General features: G+C 66.1%; 14 protein-coding genes. 7 read left to right on the plus strand and 7 right to left on the minus strand.

The window, feature by feature from the left end:
- Window positions 1-22: 22 nt before the first annotated feature.
- The 3 genes from ABE522_RS09685 to ABE522_RS09695 form a co-directional block, all read right to left on the minus strand.
- Window positions 23-1,096, minus strand: coding sequence for a polyketide cyclase (locus ABE522_RS09685; protein ID WP_346591512.1), 1,074 nt, complete (start codon window positions 1,094-1,096; stop codon window positions 23-25).
- Window positions 1,097-1,324: 228 nt separating this feature from the next.
- Window positions 1,325-1,966 carry a response regulator gene (locus ABE522_RS09690; RefSeq protein WP_042615166.1) on the minus strand — a complete coding sequence of 214 codons (642 nt, stop codon included), beginning with the start codon at window positions 1,964-1,966 and terminating at the stop codon, window positions 1,325-1,327.
- Window positions 1,966-3,156: a sensor histidine kinase gene (locus ABE522_RS09695; RefSeq protein WP_346591513.1), complete on the minus strand. Its 1,191-nt coding sequence runs from the start codon at window positions 3,154-3,156 to the stop codon at window positions 1,966-1,968. Before ABE522_RS09695 ends, ABE522_RS09690 begins: the two co-directional genes overlap by 1 nt.
- Before the next feature lie 140 nt (window positions 3,157-3,296).
- Here ABE522_RS09695 and ABE522_RS09700 point away from each other — a divergent pair, with 140 nt between their 5' ends.
- From ABE522_RS09700 to ABE522_RS09720, 5 genes are read left to right on the plus strand one after another with little or no spacing between them, the layout of a single operon-like run.
- Entirely contained in the window at window positions 3,297-3,893 is a 597-nt protein-coding gene (locus ABE522_RS09700) for a GNAT family N-acetyltransferase (RefSeq protein WP_042615168.1), read from the plus strand.
- Between the two features lie 13 nt (window positions 3,894-3,906).
- Window positions 3,907-4,686 carry a septum site-determining protein MinC gene (gene minC / locus ABE522_RS09705; protein ID WP_191770989.1) on the plus strand — a complete coding sequence of 260 codons (780 nt, stop codon included), beginning with the start codon at window positions 3,907-3,909 and terminating at the stop codon, window positions 4,684-4,686.
- Window positions 4,687-4,728: 42 nt separating this feature from the next.
- Window positions 4,729-5,538, plus strand: coding sequence for a septum site-determining protein MinD (minD, locus tag ABE522_RS09710; RefSeq protein WP_042615169.1), 810 nt, complete (start codon window positions 4,729-4,731; stop codon window positions 5,536-5,538).
- A 2-nt stretch (window positions 5,539-5,540) separates the two neighbouring features.
- Window positions 5,541-5,801, plus strand: coding sequence for a cell division topological specificity factor MinE (gene minE, locus ABE522_RS09715; protein WP_042615170.1), 261 nt, complete (start codon window positions 5,541-5,543; stop codon window positions 5,799-5,801).
- Between the two features lie 49 nt (window positions 5,802-5,850).
- On the plus strand, window positions 5,851-6,330 hold the full coding sequence (locus ABE522_RS09720; RefSeq protein ID WP_101100193.1) for a hypothetical protein: 480 nt from the start codon (window positions 5,851-5,853) through the stop codon (window positions 6,328-6,330).
- A gap of 424 nt (window positions 6,331-6,754) precedes the next feature.
- Here the strand turns inward: ABE522_RS09720 and ABE522_RS09725 are convergent, their stop codons facing one another.
- From ABE522_RS09725 to ABE522_RS09735, 3 genes are all read right to left on the minus strand, one after another.
- On the minus strand, window positions 6,755-7,996 hold the full coding sequence (locus tag ABE522_RS09725) for a DUF819 family protein (protein ID WP_346591514.1): 1,242 nt from the start codon (window positions 7,994-7,996) through the stop codon (window positions 6,755-6,757).
- Between the two features lie 124 nt (window positions 7,997-8,120).
- Window positions 8,121-10,199 (minus strand): S9 family peptidase, encoded by a 2,079-nt coding sequence (locus tag ABE522_RS09730; RefSeq protein WP_346591515.1) that lies wholly within the window; start codon window positions 10,197-10,199, stop codon window positions 8,121-8,123.
- Window positions 10,200-10,339: 140 nt separating this feature from the next.
- Window positions 10,340-12,307, minus strand: a complete 1,968-nt coding sequence (locus ABE522_RS09735) for an OPT family oligopeptide transporter (RefSeq protein ID WP_192083122.1) — start codon at window positions 12,305-12,307, stop codon at window positions 10,340-10,342.
- Window positions 12,308-12,448: 141 nt separating this feature from the next.
- Between ABE522_RS09735 and ABE522_RS09740 the strand changes: the two genes are divergently transcribed.
- Entirely contained in the window at window positions 12,449-13,600 is a 1,152-nt protein-coding gene (locus ABE522_RS09740) for an acetyltransferase domain-containing protein (protein ID WP_346591516.1), read from the plus strand.
- Between the two features lie 76 nt (window positions 13,601-13,676).
- The gene (locus ABE522_RS09745; protein ID WP_346591517.1) at window positions 13,677-15,428 is read left to right on the plus strand and encodes a peptide MFS transporter; all 1,752 of its coding nucleotides are present in this window, start codon (window positions 13,677-13,679) and stop codon (window positions 15,426-15,428) included.
- A 53-nt stretch (window positions 15,429-15,481) separates the two neighbouring features.
- On the opposite strand, the gene ABE522_RS09750 is transcribed toward ABE522_RS09745, so the two are convergent.
- Window positions 15,482-17,407, minus strand: a complete 1,926-nt coding sequence (locus tag ABE522_RS09750) for an alpha/beta hydrolase family protein (protein ID WP_346591518.1) — start codon at window positions 17,405-17,407, stop codon at window positions 15,482-15,484.
- Window positions 17,408-17,436: the final 29 nt, after the last annotated feature.

The raw sequence follows: 17,436 nt of genomic DNA on the forward strand, positions 1-17,436 counted from the left end.
ACGTTACATCAGGCGTCCAGGCTTACTTGACGGCCCAGTAGATGTCGTACGTACCTTCCGGAGTGAAGGACTTCTGCACGCCACCATTCCAGGTTTCGTACGGTCGGTCGATCACTTCGTTGCCGCCGGTCACCGACCAGGCGCGCAGTGCATTGCGGGCAACGTCCAGGCCAGCCACGTGACCGGTGTAGGTCGCATGGGCCGAACGGTGCGGAGCAACACGGACGTACTTCACCGGGGCGCCGCCATCGATCTTGACGTCCAGCTCTTCAGCCGGCACGCCTTCGGTACCCTTCTTCTTCACCGGCTGGGCGACGTCGAAGGCGTACTTCTCGGCACCGAAATCGGTGGTGATGATGCGGAACGGACCGACGGCTTCGAGGTTGTTGGCCTCCATCACGCGCTTGATCCATTCCTGGTTGTCGGCGATGGACTTGGTGATGGTGGCTTCGCCACGGTCCACGTTGCCCGCGGTGACCACCAGCAGGTCTTCGGCCGGGACATCGACGATGGCCAGGTCGTTCAGCGGTGCCTCTGCAGTGCGGTAGTCCACGTTCGGCACGGTGGCCAGCATGTTCGCCATGCGCGACAGACCCAGCTTCAGGTCGTCACCGATGTGGCGGCTGACGTACAGGCCGGCGTAACGACCGAACAGGTCGAAGCCATACTTGACGTTGTATTCCTGGGTGATCTTGACGTTGCGGCCATCCTTGCCGGTCGGCTCCAGGATGAAGGCGGTCGTCTTGTCGTGACCCTTGGTGGCGTCTTCGATGGCGATGGCGACGCGCTTGTTCTGCTCGCTCTCGGTGATCTTCCAGGTGCCGTTGCCCAGGTCCTTGGACGTGTAGTCCAGGGTGGCGCCGACGCCGGCAGCCGGGCCGGAGAACTTCAGGTCGGTAGCGGGATCACGCAGCAGGAGGGGGTTCCAATCCTTGAAGCGACGCAGGCTGTTGACCGTGTCGTACACGATCGTCATCTTGCGGTTGGTCTCGATGCTTTCCGAAATATGGCGCTCGCCCGGGAGGACCACGCCAATGATGACGAACAGGCCAGCCACGATCCCCAAGGCGATCAGGAACTCGATAATACGGGTCATTCAGAAGTCTCCGGGGCCGATCCCACGGCCGGGTTGAGTGAAGCGAAGCGCCAATCCTAGCAGCTTCGTTGGCTTTGTTGATCTGGTTTGGACCACCGGTTTCCGTGCCGACAACCGATTTGTACAGACAAGGGGCCGAAGGGTAGCGCACATGGGCCACCCACCAGTAGGGGGCAGACGCGGGGTACCGGCCCATATTATCGGTAAACCCCCGCCGTTGAACGATTTTCAGACCAATTGAAGCTCGAATGCCTTGAGCACGGCACGGGTCCGGTCGCGCACGCCCAGTTTGGACAGGATATTGGACACGTGGTTCTTGATGGTGCCTTCGGCCACCCCCAGCGAATTGGCGATTTCCTTGTTGGAGAAACCGCTGGCCATCAGCCGCAGGATCTCGGTTTCACGGTCGGTCAGCGGATCCGGGCGGTCCAGGCTGACGAACTCGTTGCGCATGTGCTCCAGTCCGGACAGCAGGCGCTGGGTCACCGCCGGCTGCACCAGCGACCCGCCCTCGGACACGGTGCGGATGGCCCCCACCAGCTGGTCCAGGGTCACGTCCTTGAGCAGGTAGCCCTTGGCGCCGGCCTTCAGCCCGGCCAGCACCAGCTGGTCGTCGTCGAAGGTGGTCAGGATGATGGTCGGCGGCAGCTGCTCCAGCTTGGACAGCATCTGCAATGCCTCCAGCCCGGACATGGCCGGCATCCGCATGTCCATCAGCACCACGTCCGGCTTGACCTGCGGAATGATCTCCACGGCCTGGCGCCCATCCGCGGCCTCGGCGATCACCTCGATGCCATCGTCCAACGCCAGCAGTGAGCGGATCCCCTGCCGCACCAGGGTTTGGTCGTCGACCAGGCAGACGCGAATCATCAACGAACTCCTTCAGGTGCGGTGCTCAGCGCCAACGCCGGGACACCAGGAACCGAGGCACGCAGGCGGAAGCCCTGTCCCCGGTGGGTTTCAATCTGCAGCTCGCCACCACATTGTTGCAGGCGCTCGCGCATTCCGCGCAGGCCATTGCCCACCATGATGCCATCAGCGCCGTTCCCATCGTCACGCGCCTCCAGGCTGACCCCGCCGGCTTCGCGGCGGACGGTGATCCACAGGTTGCGCGCGCCGGCATGGCGAACCGCATTGGTGATGATCTCCTGGGTGCAGCGCAGCAGCACGTGGGCCCGCTCGGGGTCTTCCACGTTCAACGGACTGGGCACGTCCAGGTGGACGTCCAGCGAGGGCACGCGCTGGGTCAACGGGCGCAGCGCCGCGGCCAGGTCGATCGCCCCGCTGTCGCGCAGCTGGCTGACCGCCTCGCGCACGTCGGTGAGCAGCAGCTTGGCCAGGGTATGCGCCTGGTGCACGTGTTCCTGTGCCCGGCCTTCGGTGATGTGGCCGGCCACTTCAAGATTCAGGCTGAGCGCGGTCAGGTGATGGCCCAGCAGGTCGTGCAGTTCACGCGAAATGCGCGTTCGCTCGTTGACCCGCGCACTTTCGGCCAGCAGCACGCGGGTGGCGCGCAGTTCGGTGTTGAGCTGGCGCTGCTCCTCGCGCGCGTCGGTCTGCTGCCGGGCGACCAGGCTGGTCACGAAGATGAACATGGAGAAGCCGCCGTACAACAGTGACTGCATGACCGCTTCGAACAGCGGGAACCTCAGCAGTACGTAATAGACGGGGGCCACCGCCAGCTGGCTGACCAGCAGCCACAGCACCCCATAGCGGGCCGGCAGCATCCACGGGATCACCCCGGCCGCCACCATCATCAGGATGCTGCCCAGCCCGGAACCACTGAGGAAGCTCACCCCCAGCGCGGAAATGGTCAGCAGCACCAGCATGCCGCGATCAAGCCAGCGGGCATGGCCACCGCTGCGCAGGTCGCGGGTCAGCCGGAAGTAGGCCCCGCCGAAAACCAGGTAGGCGGCGAACAACAGCACCGCCGCGCCGTTGTCGCTGGCCGGCCGACGCAGGTTCTCGATCTGCGAGTAAACCAGGGGAAGACCGACCATGACCCAGGTGAACAGGCCAGCCAGACGGAGGACACGGGTATGACTGAGGGCTCCCAACATCCCTGCATCTTAGGCTGAACCTGGCCTGCGTCACTCCCACGGAAGTCATGCCCCGGTTTCCCCCGGCAGCGTCCCCCCCATGCAATAATCAGCGGGAAGGGCCCGGCAACGGGCAACACGCACCACCCCACGGAGTCTCAATGTCGATTGTCATCCGCGACGTGCGCGAGCATGAGCTCGATTCCGTCCTGGCCTTGAACAACAACGCCGGTCTGGCGATCCTGCCGTTGGACGCGCACCGGCTGCACCTGTTCTATGAAACCGCCGAGTATTTCCGCGTCGCCGAGCGCGACGGCAACCTGGCCGGGTTCCTGATCGGGTTCGGCAGTGAAAGCCAGCACGACAGCAGCAACTTCGCCTGGTTCAAGCAGCAGCTGCCCAGCAGCTTCTTCTATATCGACCGCATCGTGGTGGCCAGCCGCCGCCGCGGTGGTGGCGTGGGCCGGGCGTTCTACGCCGATGCGCAGAGCTATGCCGAACTGCGCTATCCGCAGATGACCTGCGAGGTCTTCCAGGACCATGGCGCCGATGCGGCGCTGCTTTTCCACGGCAGCTTCGGCTTCCGCGAACTGGGCCAGAACACCATGCCGCACGTGGATGTCCGCGCCAGCATGCTGGCCAAGGAATTGTGCAGCTATGCCTGGGTGAGTGATACCTACGGCGGCAAGCTGCCGGACGTGGCGTGGGCGCGTGGCCGGCAACGGCCCGCCCCCGCCCAGCAGTCGACGGGTACTTGAGGTGGCGGTGAACATGGATTACGAACAGGCCGGTGAACTGAAGATCGGCCAGGTAGGTATCGCCAACCTGCGCATCCGCACGATGGATGTGGAGCGCCTGGTGCAGGAGATGAACGAGCGGGTCAACCGCGCGCCCAAGCTGTTCGGACGCGCCGCGGTGATCCTTGATTTCGGCGGCCTGAGCCGCACCCCGGACGTGGCCAGCGCCAAGGCGCTGCTGGACGGGCTGCGTGGCGCCGGCGTGCTGCCGGTGGCGCTGGCCTACGGCACCTCGGAAATCGAACTGCTGTCCCAGCAGCTTGGCCTGCCGCTGCTGGCCAAGTTCCGCGCACAGTACGAACGCGCCGATGCCGAGCCGGCCCCGCCCCGTGCAGCGCCCCCGGCGGCTCCCGCGCGCGAACCGCGCCGCGCCGCGCCCGCTGTCGCCGCACTGGCCGCCGCGCCGGCCCCGGGTGAACCCCCAAAGCCGGGCCGCATGCAGCTGGCCAACGTGCGTTCGGGCCAGCAGCTGTACGCTGAAAACTGCGACCTCACGGTGATGGGCACGGTCGGCGCGGGCGCCGAAGTGATCGCCGATGGCAGCATCCACATTTATGGCACCCTGCGCGGACGCGCGCTGGCCGGTGCCCAGGGCAATACCGCGGCGCGTATTTTCTGCCGCGATTTCCATGCCGAACTGGTGGCCATTGCCGGCCACTACAAGGTATTGGACGATGTACCGGACAACCTGCGCGGCAAAGCCGTGCAGGTCTGGCTGGAACAGGACCAGATCAAGATCGCTGCGCTGGATTGACTTTGTCGCAGCCCCAACCAGAACAAGAGCAGGAGAAGTCCTTTGGCTGAAATCATCGTAGTCACCTCCGGCAAGGGCGGCGTCGGCAAGACCACCACCAGCGCAAGCCTTGCCTGCGGCCTGGCACGTCGTGGCAAGAAGGTGGCGGTGATCGACTTCGACGTCGGCCTGCGCAACCTCGACCTCATCATGGGCTGCGAGCGCCGCGTGGTGTACGACTTCGTCAACGTCGTGCACGGCGAAGCCACCCTCAAGCAGGCCCTGATCAAGGACAAGCGCTTTGACAACCTGTACGTGCTGGCGGCCTCGCAGACCCGCGACAAGGATGCGCTGACCCAGGAAGGCGTGGGCAAGGTCCTGAAGGACCTGGCCGCCGATGGGTTTGAATATGTCATCTGCGATTCGCCTGCCGGCATTGAAAAGGGCGCGTTCCTGGCCATGTATTTCGCCGACCGCGCCGTCGTGGTGGTGAACCCGGAAGTGTCCTCGGTGCGCGATTCCGACCGCATCATCGGCCTGCTGGATTCGAAGACCCACAAAGCCGAGAACGGCCATGACGTACCGGCCTTCCTGCTGCTGACCCGCTACACCCCGGTGCGCGTGGAAGCCGGCGAGATGCTGAGCATCACCGACGTGGAAGAAGTGCTGGGCCTGAAGGCGATCGGCGTGATCCCCGAATCCGGCGATGTGCTCAATGCCTCCAACAAGGGCGAACCGGTCATCCTGGACGGCGAATCACCGGCCGGCCAGGCCTATGACGATGCCGTCGCGCGCATCATGGGCGAAGACCGCCCGATGCGCTTCACCGCCGTGGAGAAGAAGGGCTTCTTCAGCAAGCTGTTCGGAGGGTAAGCATGGGCCTGTTCGATTTCCTGAAAGCCAAGAAGACCACCGCCGAGACAGCGAAGAACCGCCTGCAGATCATCATCGCGCAGGAACGCAGCCACCGCGGCGGCCCCGATTACCTGCCGCTGATGCAGCGCGAGCTGCTGGAAGTGATCCGCAAGTACGTCAACATCGATGTCGATGCGGTCAAGGTCGACCTGGTCAAGGACGGACAGCACGACGTGCTGGATATCTCCGTCGCCTTGCCGGAAGGGCCTGAAAAGCCCTGATCCCCTGCCCTGCCCGCGCCAGCCGCGGGCGGGGTTTCTGCTCGATGCCATGAACGAACCCGCCCCCGAACCATCGGTCACCCGCGTCGGCGACATCGCCTTCGACGATGCCGCGCGCCTGCTGTCCGGGCATGGCCTGCACCTGCACCACGTGGCGGCAGGCGCGCCGATTCCCGGCAGTTACTGGGGCGAGCCCGAAGCGGGCATCATCGCCAGCGATGTCTACGTGCGCGATGACACGCCCGTGCATTCGATGCTGCACGAAGCCTGCCACCTGATCGTGCTGCCGCCGGAGCGGCGTGCGCTGGTGCATACCGACGCCACCGATTCGGTGCCCGAAGAAGACGCGACCTGTTACCTGCAGATCGTGCTGGCGGCGGAGCTGCCGGGGGTGGGCAGCGCGCAGCTGATGGCGGACATGGACGCGTGGGGGTACACGTACCGGTTGGGCTCCACGCAGGCGTGGTTCGAGCACGACGCGGAGGACGCGCGCGCGTGGTTGGTCGAGCGGGGGTTGTTGGTCGGCTGAGCTGTTGTTGCTTGTGTGCCGGGTTGGTGAGGGCGGGGCAGGCCGTACGGGACACGCCGCAAGTACGTCCATGTAGGCTACTGTTCGGCTCCTGCCTCACAGTGTCCCGTACGGCCTGCCCCGCCCTCACCCTGCCAGCTCACGCGACCGGTGGGAAAGAGAAAAGCGAGAGCGGTAGCGCCGAGCCATGCTCGGCGGCTCTTTGCTGACGGCCACGGATGGATGCCGCCGAGCACGGCTCGGCGCTACCTGCTTCTGCTTTTTTCTTTTCCCCACCGCGGCGCGATGCTGGCTCGCCGGGGGAGGCGGGGGTCGGCGGGACACTGAGCCGCATGGATGCGGCGACGTAGCCTACATGGACGTACTTGCGGCGTGTCCCGCTGATCCCCGCCTCCCCCGGCGCCCCATGCAAACAGACAAGAACCTACTGCCCCGCCAACGCCCGCAACGTGATCCCCACCACGTACGCCAGGTACGTGCCGGTCGCATACCCCATCGTGCCCAGCAGCACGCCCACCGGCGCCAGCGCGGGATGGAACGCCGCGGCCACCACCGGCGCCGATGCCGGCCCGCCGATGTTGCTCTGCGAACCGATGGCGAAGTAGAAGAACGGCACGTGCAGCAGCTTGGCCAGCAGCCACAACAGCACGATGTGCACCGCGATCCAGATCAGTCCCAGCGCGAACAGCCACGGACGATCCAGCAGCGCCACCAGGTCCATCTGCATGCCGATGCAGGCGATCAGGAAGTACAGCAGCAGCGAGCCCACCCGCGAGGCGCCCACGCCTTCCAGCGTGCGTGCGCGCGTGAAACTCAGGCCCAGGCCCAGCGTGGTCGACAACACCACCACCCACACGAACGGCGCATCCAGGCTGAACTGCGCGGCCCAGCTGACATGCAGCTTGAACCAGGCCGCCAGCGGGGCGCCGATGGCGTGGGCCAGGCCGACACCGCCGAAGGCCACCGCCACGATCGACATCAGGTCGGTCAGGGTGGGAATGCGCTCGTGCTCGGCCTGGAACCGCGCGATCCGCTCCTTCAACGCATCGATCGCGGAGGTATCGGCGCCGCTGCGTGCGTCGATCTTCGCCGAGCGACCGGCAAGGAAGATCAGCACCGCCATCCACACATAGCCCACGCCCACGTCCACCACCGCGAACTGGCCGAAGGTGGTCGCATCGACGTCGAACACTTCGCGCATCGCCAGCATGTTGGCACCGCCGCCGATCCAGCTGCCGGCCAGCGCCGCCATGCCGGCCCAGGTGTCGCCGGCCACGGTTTCCGGATGCAGCGCGCGCATCAGCAGGAACGCCACCACCGCACCGAGCATGATGCTGGCCGAAGCACCCAGGTACATCAGCACCAGCTTCGGGCCCAGCCGCAGGATCGCCTTGATGTCCACCGCCAGGGTCAGCAGTACCAACGCCGCCGGCAGCAGCACGTCTCGTGCGATGGGGTTGTACAGCCGGGTGTTCTGGCCATCGATCAACCCGACCGTGTTGTAGATGCCGGGCAGCAGATAGCACAGCAGCAGCGCCGGCACGAAGGCGTAGAAGCGTTTCCACAGGCCCTGCTGGCGCGACGCGGTCCAGAACACCGCACCGAGGGTGGCGGCGATCAGGCCGAAGACGACGATGTCGTTCTGGATCAAGGGAGTCGAGACCATGCCAACCCAGGGATAGCACCGCGCCATGCCCGGCGAGCGCAGCGGTGAAAAAAAAGACGCCGAGCAGGGCGCGGCGCTACGAAAACCAAAAGCGCCGCCCCGGGGGGCGGCGCTTCAACGCGGCTTACTGGCCGATGTGCTGCTTCAACCAGGCGTTCACCGTGTCATGCCACAACACGCTGTTGGCCGGCTTCAGCACCCAGTGGTTCTCATCCGGGAAGTACAGGAACTTCGAGTCGATGCCCTGCCGCTGCGCGGCGGTGAACGCCGCCAGGCCCTGCTCGACCGGGATGCGGTAATCCAGCTGGCCGTGGATGATCAGGATCGGCTTCTTCCAGTCCGCGACATGGTTGACCGGGTTGAACTTCTCATAGTTGGCCGGCTTGGCGAACGGCGTACCGCCCTGCTCCCACTCGGTGAACCACAGCTCTTCGGTGGCGTAGCCCATCATGCGCTGGTCGAACACACCATCGTGGTTGACCAGGCACTTGAACGGGCTGTTCCAGTTGCCGGCGATCCAGTTGACCATGAAGCCGCCGTAGCTGGCGCCGAGCGCGCAGGCCTTGTCGCCGTCCAGGAACGCATACTGCTTCAGCGCCGCATCCCAGCCCTTCTGCAGGTCTTCCAGCGGACGGTCGCCCCAGTGCTGGCTGATCGCATCGGTGAACGCCTGGCCGTAGCCGGTGGAACCGTGGAAGTCGATCATCACCACCGCGTAGCCCTGGCCGGTATAGGTCTGCGGATTCCAGCGGTAGCTCCAGCCATTGCCGAAGCTGCCCTGCGGGCCACCATGGATCAGGAACGCAACCGGGTACTGCCTGCCTTCCTGATAGTCGTGCGGCTTGACCACGTAGCCGTGCACGGTGTCGTTGTTCCAGCCCTTGAACTCGAACTGTTCGTAGTCACCGAAGGACACGTCCTTCAGCACCTCACCGGCTGCGGGGGTCAGCGCGCGCAGCTCGCCGATCGGCTGGCCGGCGGCGGGCAGCATGCCGACCAGCACCTGGTCGTTGCTCTTCAGGCTGTTGCGGGTGATGGCCACGCTGTTGCCGGCCACGTCCACGGCGGTCACGCTGCCATCGCCGATCAGCTTGTCGACCTTGCCGCTGGCCACGTCCACGGCGAACAGCGGGTGTTCGCCCAGCTCATCGGCGGTGGTGTAGATCGTGCTGCCATCGGCGGACAGCACGATGCCGCCGGCCGAGCGGTCCCAGTCGGCAGCGATTTCGCGGGTCTTGCCGCTGGCCAGGTCCATCGCCATCAAACCGAAACGGTCCGCTTCGAAGCCCGGGCGCTTCATCGCGCGGTAGAACAGGGTCTTGCCGTCGGCGCTGAACACCGGGCCGGCATCCCAGGCCGGGTTGGCGGCCGTCAGGTTGACCGGTGCCTGCTTGCCTGCCGCATCGAACCGGTACAGGTCGAAGTTGGTCGACCACGGTTCTTCGCGGCCGGCCACGCGGATGCTGGCGACCACGCTGCTGCCATCCGGCGACCAGGCGAAATCATCATTGCCACCGAACGGCTTGGACGGCGCGTCGCCGGCCAGGGTGGCGCTGAGCGCGGACGCACCCTTTACCCCGGCGGCCTTGCCGGTCGGCAGCGGCGCCACGAACAGGGTGTTGCGGCGGCCATCGTTCCAGGTGTCCCAGTGGCGCACGAACATCGAATCGAACACCTGGCCGCTGGCCTTGGTGCCCTTGATCGCAGCCAGCTTCTTTTCGGTGCAGGCCAGGTCCGAACCGCAGTCCTGGAAGACGCCGGCGCTGAACAGCACGCGGTCGTCCTGCGGGGACACGTGGTAACTGTCCACGTCCACCGGGAAATCGGTCAGCTGGCGCGGCGTGGTGCCGTCCAGGCCCTGCGCGTACAGCTGCTGGCTGCCGCTCCTGGCGCTGAGGAAGTACACGGTGCGGCCATCGGCCGACAACGAAGCAGAGTTGACGTTCCAGCCGCTCGGGGTCAGCTGCTTGGGCGGTGCGGCATCGCGGGTGCGCAGGTTGCGCACGAACAGCGCATTGCTGGCCTTCTGTTCGTTGTCCACGCTGCGCTTGGCGAACACCACGCTGCCGCCATCGGCCGTCAGCACCGGCGAGGAAACGCGGTCCAAGGCGATCAGGTCGCGGACATCGAGGCCGCGGGCGGCAGCCACGGACGGCAGCGCCGCGAGCAGGCTCAACGGCAACAAGGCATGACGCAGTTTCATCGGGTACTCCGCGGGACGGCAAAACGTCGATGGTAGGCCCCGGCACGGCAGCGTGCCAAGGCCATCGGTCATGCGTGCGGACCGGAAAACGCCGGGCCCGGCCCGGCGCTTCCCCGCTTCCCCGCTTCCCGCCATGCCGATCAGCCGGCGTTGGCCTTCTTGCCGGTGCGGTAGATCAGCCAGCCGACCAGGAACAGCACGGCCAGGCCGATCCACTGCGCGGCCGGCAGCGCGAACGGAACCGCCAGCACGTCGGCGCGGCCACTGACCACGATCGGCACCGCGATGGCGATACCCATCAGGGCTTCGCCGGTGATCAGGCCGGCGGCGAACAGCACGCCCGGCTTGTGCACGCGGTCGCGGCCTTCTTCGTCGTCGGCACGCACCTTGTGGAAGCGCTCCACCAGGTAGGAGATGAGGCCACCGAGGAAGATCGGCACCATCAGTTCCAGCGGCAGGTAGATGCCGATCGCGGCAGCCAGCACCGGCACGCGGAAGCGCTTGCCGGTCTTCTTCAGCCACTCATCCAGGGCGATGATGGCCGCACCGACCACCGCACCCATCATGATGAAGTTCCACGGCAGTTCGCCGCCGAACAGGCCGCGCGCCACCGACGCCATCAGGTTGGCCTGCGGGGCCGCCAGTGCGTTCGGGTGTTCCGGGGTCGGTGCGCCGATGCCGTAGGCGGTGGCCAGCAGGTTCAGCACCGGAGCCATGATCAGCGCACAGGAGAACGCGCCGATGCCCAGCATCAGCTGCTGCTTCCACGGCGTGGCGCCGACGATGTAACCGGCTTTCAGGTCCTGCAGGTTGTCACCGCCGACCGCCGCCGCGCAGCACACCACCGCGCCGATCATGATTGCCGCCACCGCGCCCAGCGGCGCACCGAAGGCACCCACCGGGGTCAGGCCATCCTTGCCCAGCAGCAGCACCAGCACCGCCGAAGCGAACAGGATGGTGGAGATGGTGATGCCCGAAACCGGGTTGTTGGACGAGCCGATCAGGCCGGCCAGGTAGGCCGACACGGAAACGAACAGGAAGCCGGCGACGATCATGATGATGGTCATCGGGATCGACACATGCCACTGGCCGACGATGGCCTGGTACAGCGCCAGCAGCGGCAGGGTGAAGGCCACCAGCGCGACCAGCATCCACTTCATCGGCAGGTCGCGCTCGGTTTCGGCCAGCGCCGGACCGGTGCTCTTGCGGGCTGCGGCGAAGCCACTCTTGACCCCGCTCAGCAGCGACTTGCGCAGCGAGAACAGGGTCCAGATGCCGCCGATCAGCATCGCGCCGACGCCGAGGTAGCGCATCTTCGCGCCCCAGATGGCGAACGCCGCATCGGTGGACGAGGCGGTGGCGATGGACGCGGCCAGCGCCGGGTCGGTCTGCAGGAAGAACGCCTGGTAGACCGGGATGGCGATGTGCCAGGTGAGGATCGAGCCGGACACCACCACGATGCCGACGTTCAGGCCGACGATGTAGCCCACGCCGAGCAGCGCCGGCGACAGGTTGGTGCCGATGAAGGCGGTGATCTTCGAACTGCCCAGGTAGGCCGAGGTGGCCCAGGCATCGGGGATCAGGCGCATGCCGCTGGCCGCGGCGACCTTGACCACCGCGCCGATCACCGCGGACAGGCCGAGGATCTTCAGGCCCGGACCGGGGTTCTCGCCGGCCTTGAGCACTTCGGCCGCGGCCTTGCCTTCCGGGAACGGAAGCGGATCTTCAACGATCATCGAGCGCCGCAGCGGCACCGAGAACAGCACGCCCAACAGGCCACCGAGGCCGGCGATGCCCAGCACCCACCAGTACTTGAAGTCCGGCCAGTAGCCCATGATCACCAGCGCGGGAATGGTGAAGATCACGCCGGCGGCGATCGACGAGCCGGCCGAGGCACCGGTCTGGACGATGTTGTTTTCCAGGATGGTGCCACCGCCCAGCAGGCGCAGCACGCCCATGGAGATGACGGCCGCGGGGATCGCGGTGGCGATGGTCAGGCCTGCGAACAGGCCCAGGTAGGCGTTGGCGGCCGACAGCACCACGGCCAACACGATGGCAAGCACCACCGCGCGGAACGTGAGCTGCTTGGGCGCAGCGACGTTGTTCATTGAAGCCCCTGATACGAAAAAATCCCTGCAACGCTAGCGTCCGGCCTGCGGCAAGTCCAGCACGCCAGCACCTTGCCCTCGCGCGGGCCGAGGCCGAAATGATATGTTATATCCTTTCCAGACCCCTTCCAGCGCGCCCGCATGCCCCCTTCCGTCTCCACCCGCCTGGCCTCCATCGACCAGCTGCGCGGCACCGTGATGCTGCTGATGCTGCTCGACCACGTCCGCGAAACGTTCTTCATGCAGTACCAGGTCAGCGACCCGATGGACGTGACCACGGTGTCCCCTGCCCTGTTCGCCTGCCGCCTGCTGGCCCATCTGTGCGCGCCGGTGTTCGTGCTGCTGACCGGCCTCTCGGCCTGGTTGTACGGCCAGCGCCAGGCTGACCCGCGTCGCGCCATCGCCGGTTTCCTGTTCAAGCGTGGCCTGTTCCTGGTGGTGCTGGAGCTGACCCTGGTCAACTTCGCGTGGACCTTCCAATGGCCGCCGGACACGATCTACCTGCAGGTGATCTGGGTGATCGGCCTGAGCATGATCGCGCTGGCCGGACTGGCCTGGCTGCCGCGCAGCGTGCTGCTGCCGCTGGCGCTGCTGCTGGTGGCCGGGCACAACCTGCTCGATGGCGTGCACGTGCAAGGCAACGGCGTGCTGGCCACGCTGTGGAAAGTGCTGCACCAGCGCGACTGGATCGTGTTCGGTGATGCGCTGCGCCTGCGTACCTCCTACCCGCTGCTGCCGTGGATCGGGGTGATCGTGCTGGGCTACCTGATGGGCCCGTGGTTCGCCACCACACGCCCGCCGGGACAGCGCCAGCGCTGGCTGCTGTGGGCCGGCTGGGGCGCGCTGGCGGCCTTCATGCTGCTGCGGGCGCTGAATGTCTACGGCGATGCGCCGTGGCAATTGCAGCCCACCACGCTGCAGACGCTGATGGGCATTTTCAACGTCACCAAGTACCCGCCTTCGCTGCTGTTCCTGCTGGCCACCCTCGGCGTGGGCCTGCTGCTGCTGCGCCTGTATGAAGTGCCCGGCGTGGCCGCCGCGCTGCAGCCGCTGGCCCGGATCGGTGCGGCGCCGATGTTCTTCTACCTGCTGCACCTGTATGTGCTGAAGCTGATGTACCTGGCCGCGCTGGCGCTGTGGGGGCCCACCAACGGCACCCTGTTCGCGGTGGAATCGGTGGCCGCGCTGCTGCTGACCAGCACCGCGCTGGCGCTGCTGCTGTACCTGCCGACCCGGGCCTTCGCCGCGCTGAAGGCACGCCGTCGGGATATCGCCTGGCTGCGCTATCTGTGAGGAGGGCTGGCACTTTCCGCGCATCCATGGAGTTCTGACCGCATAATCCCCGGCTTCATTGTCTGCCCCCGAACCGATGACCGCCATCGCTGCCAATGACGACTTCCTGGGCCACCCCAAGGGCGTCTACGTCTGCTTCTTCACCGAAATGTGGGAGCGCTTCTCCTTCTACGGCATGAAGGCGCTGCTGCTGCTGTATCTCACCAAGTACCACCTGTTCGGCGACAAGGCCGGGCTGGACCTGCTCGGCGCCTACGGCGGGCTGGTGTACTGCATCCCGGTGTTCGGCGGGATGCTGGCCGACCGCTGGCTGGGCATGCGCCGGGCGGTGCTGTTCGGCGGCGTGCTGCTGGTGCTCGGCCACCTCGGCATGGCGGTCGAAGGGCACGGGGCCTATCTGGAAAACGGACAGGTAGTGCGCGATACCGGTGCGTTGGCCATCACGTACCTGTCGCTGGCGCTGATCATCATGGGGGTCGGCTTCCTGAAGCCGAACATCTCCACCATCGTCGGCAAGCTGTACGCCGAAGACGATCCGCGCCGCGATTCCGGCTTTTCGCTGTTCTACGCCGGCATCAACCTGGGCGCCCTGTTCGCTTCGCTGGTGTGCGGCTTCCTCGGTGAAGCCTACGGCTGGAAGTACGGCTTCGGCGCGGCCGGCATCGGCATGCTGGTCGGGCTGGGCATGTTCCTGTGGGGGCAGAAGTACCTGCACGGCCACGCCGAACCGCGTGATCCGGCTTCGCTGCGTGAACGTGTGCTGGGCCTGCCGCGCGAGTGGCTGATCTACGCCGGCGCGGTGCTGGCGGTGCTGCCGGTGGCGTGGCTGATGTGGGCCGCCGGCAACGGCGCCTTCGCACTCGGCGGTGAAATCAGCCTCGCGCTGATGCTGATGCTGGTGGTGCTGGGGGGCGTGCTGCTGTGGTTCGCCTGGTTCACCGGCACCCGCTGCACGCCGGTGCAGCGCCAGCAGATGATCGCGCTGATGGCGCTGATCCTGATGGCGCTGGTGTTCTTCACCCTGTACGAGCAGAGCTACGGCTCATGGGTCACCTTCACCGATCGCCTGCTGACCAAGGACATCGTGCCCGCGCTGGTGATCCGCGATGGCACCCCGCTGCCGTGGTCGATCCTGTCGCTGCTGCTGGCGCCGCTGGGTTTCGTGGTCAGCGCGCGCTTGTCCGACCGTTCGCCCGGCTCGCCATGGCCGCGCCGCATGTTCATCGCCATCGTGCTGGTGATGCTGGTGCTGCTGGTCCGCGATTGCCTGGTCATCCCGCAGACCGCCGGCTCGCTCACCTACCTGGGCGGGTTGTTCCTGGTGGTGCTGGCGCCGTTGTTCGCGCTGCTGTGGGCGTGGCTGGACCGCCGTCGTGCCGAACCGGGCAAGGCGATGAAATCGTCGATCGGCCTGGTGCTCGGCGCACTGTCGTTCGTGCCACTGGCGCTGGCCGCGCAGCAGGTCGGCGCCACCGGCCAGATGGCCAGTGTGTGGTGGCTGGTGCTGGCCTACTTCCTGCTGGCCAGTGGCGAGATGTGCCTGTCCCCGGTGGGTCTGTCGGCGGTCACCCAGTTGGCGGTGCCGCGCGTGGTCAGCCTGATGATGGGCACCTGGTTCCTGGCCACAGCGTTCTCTGAAACGCTGGCCGCGCTGTTCGGCAAGCTGGCCGCCATCGAAGTGCCCGAAGGCGAAACGCTGGACCTGGTGAGCGCCTCGGCCAGCTACGCCCACCTGTTCTGGCTGCTGATGTGGATCGGCCTGGGCTGCGCCGTGCTTGCCTTCGCCACCGCCCCCCTGCTTCGCCGCATGATGCACGGAGTGAAGTAAGAAAAAGGGGGACGGAGGGAATTAATCGAGATTAATTCCCTCCGTCCCCTTTTTCACGGCGCGGCCGCCTTGTCACCGCCGAGGTTCTGCGACAGGAAGGCAAGCAGCTTGCCGTAGTACTCGCGACGGTTGGCATCGACGTAGAAGCCGTGCCCTTCGCGTGGGTAGTACAGGCTTTCCACCGGCACGCCGGCCTTCTTCAGTGCCGCTTCCATGCGTTCGGTGTGCTGCACCGGGGCACGCTGGTCTTCGCGGCCGGCCGCCAGGAACACCGGCACCCTGATCTGCGAAGCCAGGTTGACCGGCGATACCTCGCGCACCTTGTCTACCGGGCCCAGCCACTCACGCAGGTAGTTCGTGCCTGACCTGTTGTCCTGGATGTCGCCGCGCGTGTGCATCATCGGCAGGTCGTAGATACCAACATAACCGGCGGCACACCGGTAGAGGTCCGGCTCCTTGGCCACGCCCATCAGCGCGGCGTAGGCGCCGTAACTGGCACCGTAGATGCAGATCTTCGCGCGATCGGCGATGCCCTCTGCAATCGCCCACCGGGTGGCATCGGTCACGTCGTCCTGCATGGCGCCGCCCCATTGACGCTTGCCCGCCTCCTTGTAGGCCCGGCCGTAGTTTCCCGAACCGCGGAAATTCAGCTGCAGCACGGCATAACCGGCGGCCGCCAGCAACTGGGATTCTTCGTCGTATGCACCGGAGTCGAACACACCAAACGGACCGCCATGCGGCAGCACCACCATCGGCAGGCCCTTCGCTTCGCGTCCGTGCGGCGTGGTCAGGAAGCCGTGCAGCTGCATGCCATCGCGGGACTGTATCGTGACTGCGCGTACCGGCGCGGCCAGGTCAGGTTCCACCCATGCGCTTCGGCTGATCAGGTGCTGGGCCGACTTGGCCTTCTGGTCGTAGATGAAGAAATCACCCGGATTGCGGGCCGAGAAGGTCTGCACCAGCACCTTGCTGCCATCGCGCGTACTGGAGGTGATGTAGACCGCGTCACCACCGAACGCGGCTTCCAGGCTGCGGTACAGCCTGGCGTCCTCGGACGCTTCATCGAAGAAGCGGGTGCGTGGCGTGTCGCCCATGTACAGCGCCCCCACCGGGATGGACGTGCCGGGCCGGTGGATGATCCGCGTGACATCCACCACCGGGTCGCGAAGCACTTGCCTGCGCTCGTCGGTGACCGGGTTCCAGCTGACGATGCTGTCCGGCCCATCGGTCTGCTCGACCATCAGATAGGCGAGCGCCCCGTCGGCCGAGAACCCTATGGCACTCTCGATGCGCGAGGTCACCGCCTCGTCGTTGAGCATCCGCCAATCCTGCTTGTTGCGGTCCCGGTAGTACAACTTGTTGATGTTGTCCGAGCCGGCCCCCAGCGCGAAGCGGCCCTGGCCCTGGCCATCGGTGGTGAAGCTGGCACGGCGAACGGGCGACCGCGCCACGGTCCAGCGTTGGCCGTCCGCGACGTTCATGCGCTCCAGCCGGGTGTACGGCTCCGCACCGAACGTGGAAACGGCAATCAGCACGTGCTTTTCGTCCTGCGGCAACTGGTCGGCGAGGAACGCAGCAACCCATTGCAGCTTGCGCTGGCCCACCAGCAGGTTGCCGCCATTAGGGACGTTGGCCTTCAGCGAATACAGTTCACCGGTCAACTGCGGCTGGTCCAGCGAGCCGAACTTCATGGCCAGTTCGATCAGCACGCGATCATTGCTGACCCAGTCGAAACCGACGGCGTGATTGTTCACCGGCGGCAGGAAGCGCGACACGATCTGGTTGTCCGCCACCCGCAGGATGACCACGCCGGTCTGCTTTTCGAACGGCAAGGTCGCAGCGAAGTACTCGCCGCTCGGCGATATCTTCAGATCAGTGAAGGTATCCCGCTTCAGGTATTTTTCCAGGTCGACTTCCCCGGCGGCACACACCGCCGGTACCAGGGCAGCGAGCATCACCGCCAACATCATGTTGCGCATCCTTATCCCCTTTTACCCGGACAGCCTGT

The organism is Stenotrophomonas lacuserhaii, from assembly GCF_039674585.1.
GTDB lineage: Bacteria > Pseudomonadota > Gammaproteobacteria > Xanthomonadales > Xanthomonadaceae > Stenotrophomonas > Stenotrophomonas pennii_A.

Coding starts and splice junctions, on each gene's coding strand:
- ABE522_RS09730 (WP_346591515.1), bottom strand. CDS start 10,199: ATGAAACTGCGTCATGCCTTGTTGCCGTTGAGCCTGCTCGCGGCGCTG.
- ABE522_RS09700 (WP_042615168.1), top strand. CDS start 3,297: ATGTCGATTGTCATCCGCGACGTGCGCGAGCATGAGCTCGATTCCGTC.
- ABE522_RS09745 (WP_346591517.1), top strand. CDS start 13,677: ATGACCGCCATCGCTGCCAATGACGACTTCCTGGGCCACCCCAAGGGC.
- ABE522_RS09725 (WP_346591514.1), bottom strand. CDS start 7,996: ATGGTCTCGACTCCCTTGATCCAGAACGACATCGTCGTCTTCGGCCTG.
- ABE522_RS09685 (WP_346591512.1), bottom strand. CDS start 1,096: ATGACCCGTATTATCGAGTTCCTGATCGCCTTGGGGATCGTGGCTGGC.
- ABE522_RS09695 (WP_346591513.1), bottom strand. CDS start 3,156: ATGTTGGGAGCCCTCAGTCATACCCGTGTCCTCCGTCTGGCTGGCCTG.
- minC (WP_191770989.1), top strand. CDS start 3,907: ATGGATTACGAACAGGCCGGTGAACTGAAGATCGGCCAGGTAGGTATC.
- ABE522_RS09720 (WP_101100193.1), top strand. CDS start 5,851: ATGAACGAACCCGCCCCCGAACCATCGGTCACCCGCGTCGGCGACATC.
- ABE522_RS09690 (WP_042615166.1), bottom strand. CDS start 1,966: ATGATTCGCGTCTGCCTGGTCGACGACCAAACCCTGGTGCGGCAGGGG.
- ABE522_RS09750 (WP_346591518.1), bottom strand. CDS start 17,407: ATGCGCAACATGATGTTGGCGGTGATGCTCGCTGCCCTGGTACCGGCG.
- ABE522_RS09740 (WP_346591516.1), top strand. CDS start 12,449: ATGCCCCCTTCCGTCTCCACCCGCCTGGCCTCCATCGACCAGCTGCGC.
- minE (WP_042615170.1), top strand. CDS start 5,541: ATGGGCCTGTTCGATTTCCTGAAAGCCAAGAAGACCACCGCCGAGACA.
- ABE522_RS09735 (WP_192083122.1), bottom strand. CDS start 12,307: ATGAACAACGTCGCTGCGCCCAAGCAGCTCACGTTCCGCGCGGTGGTG.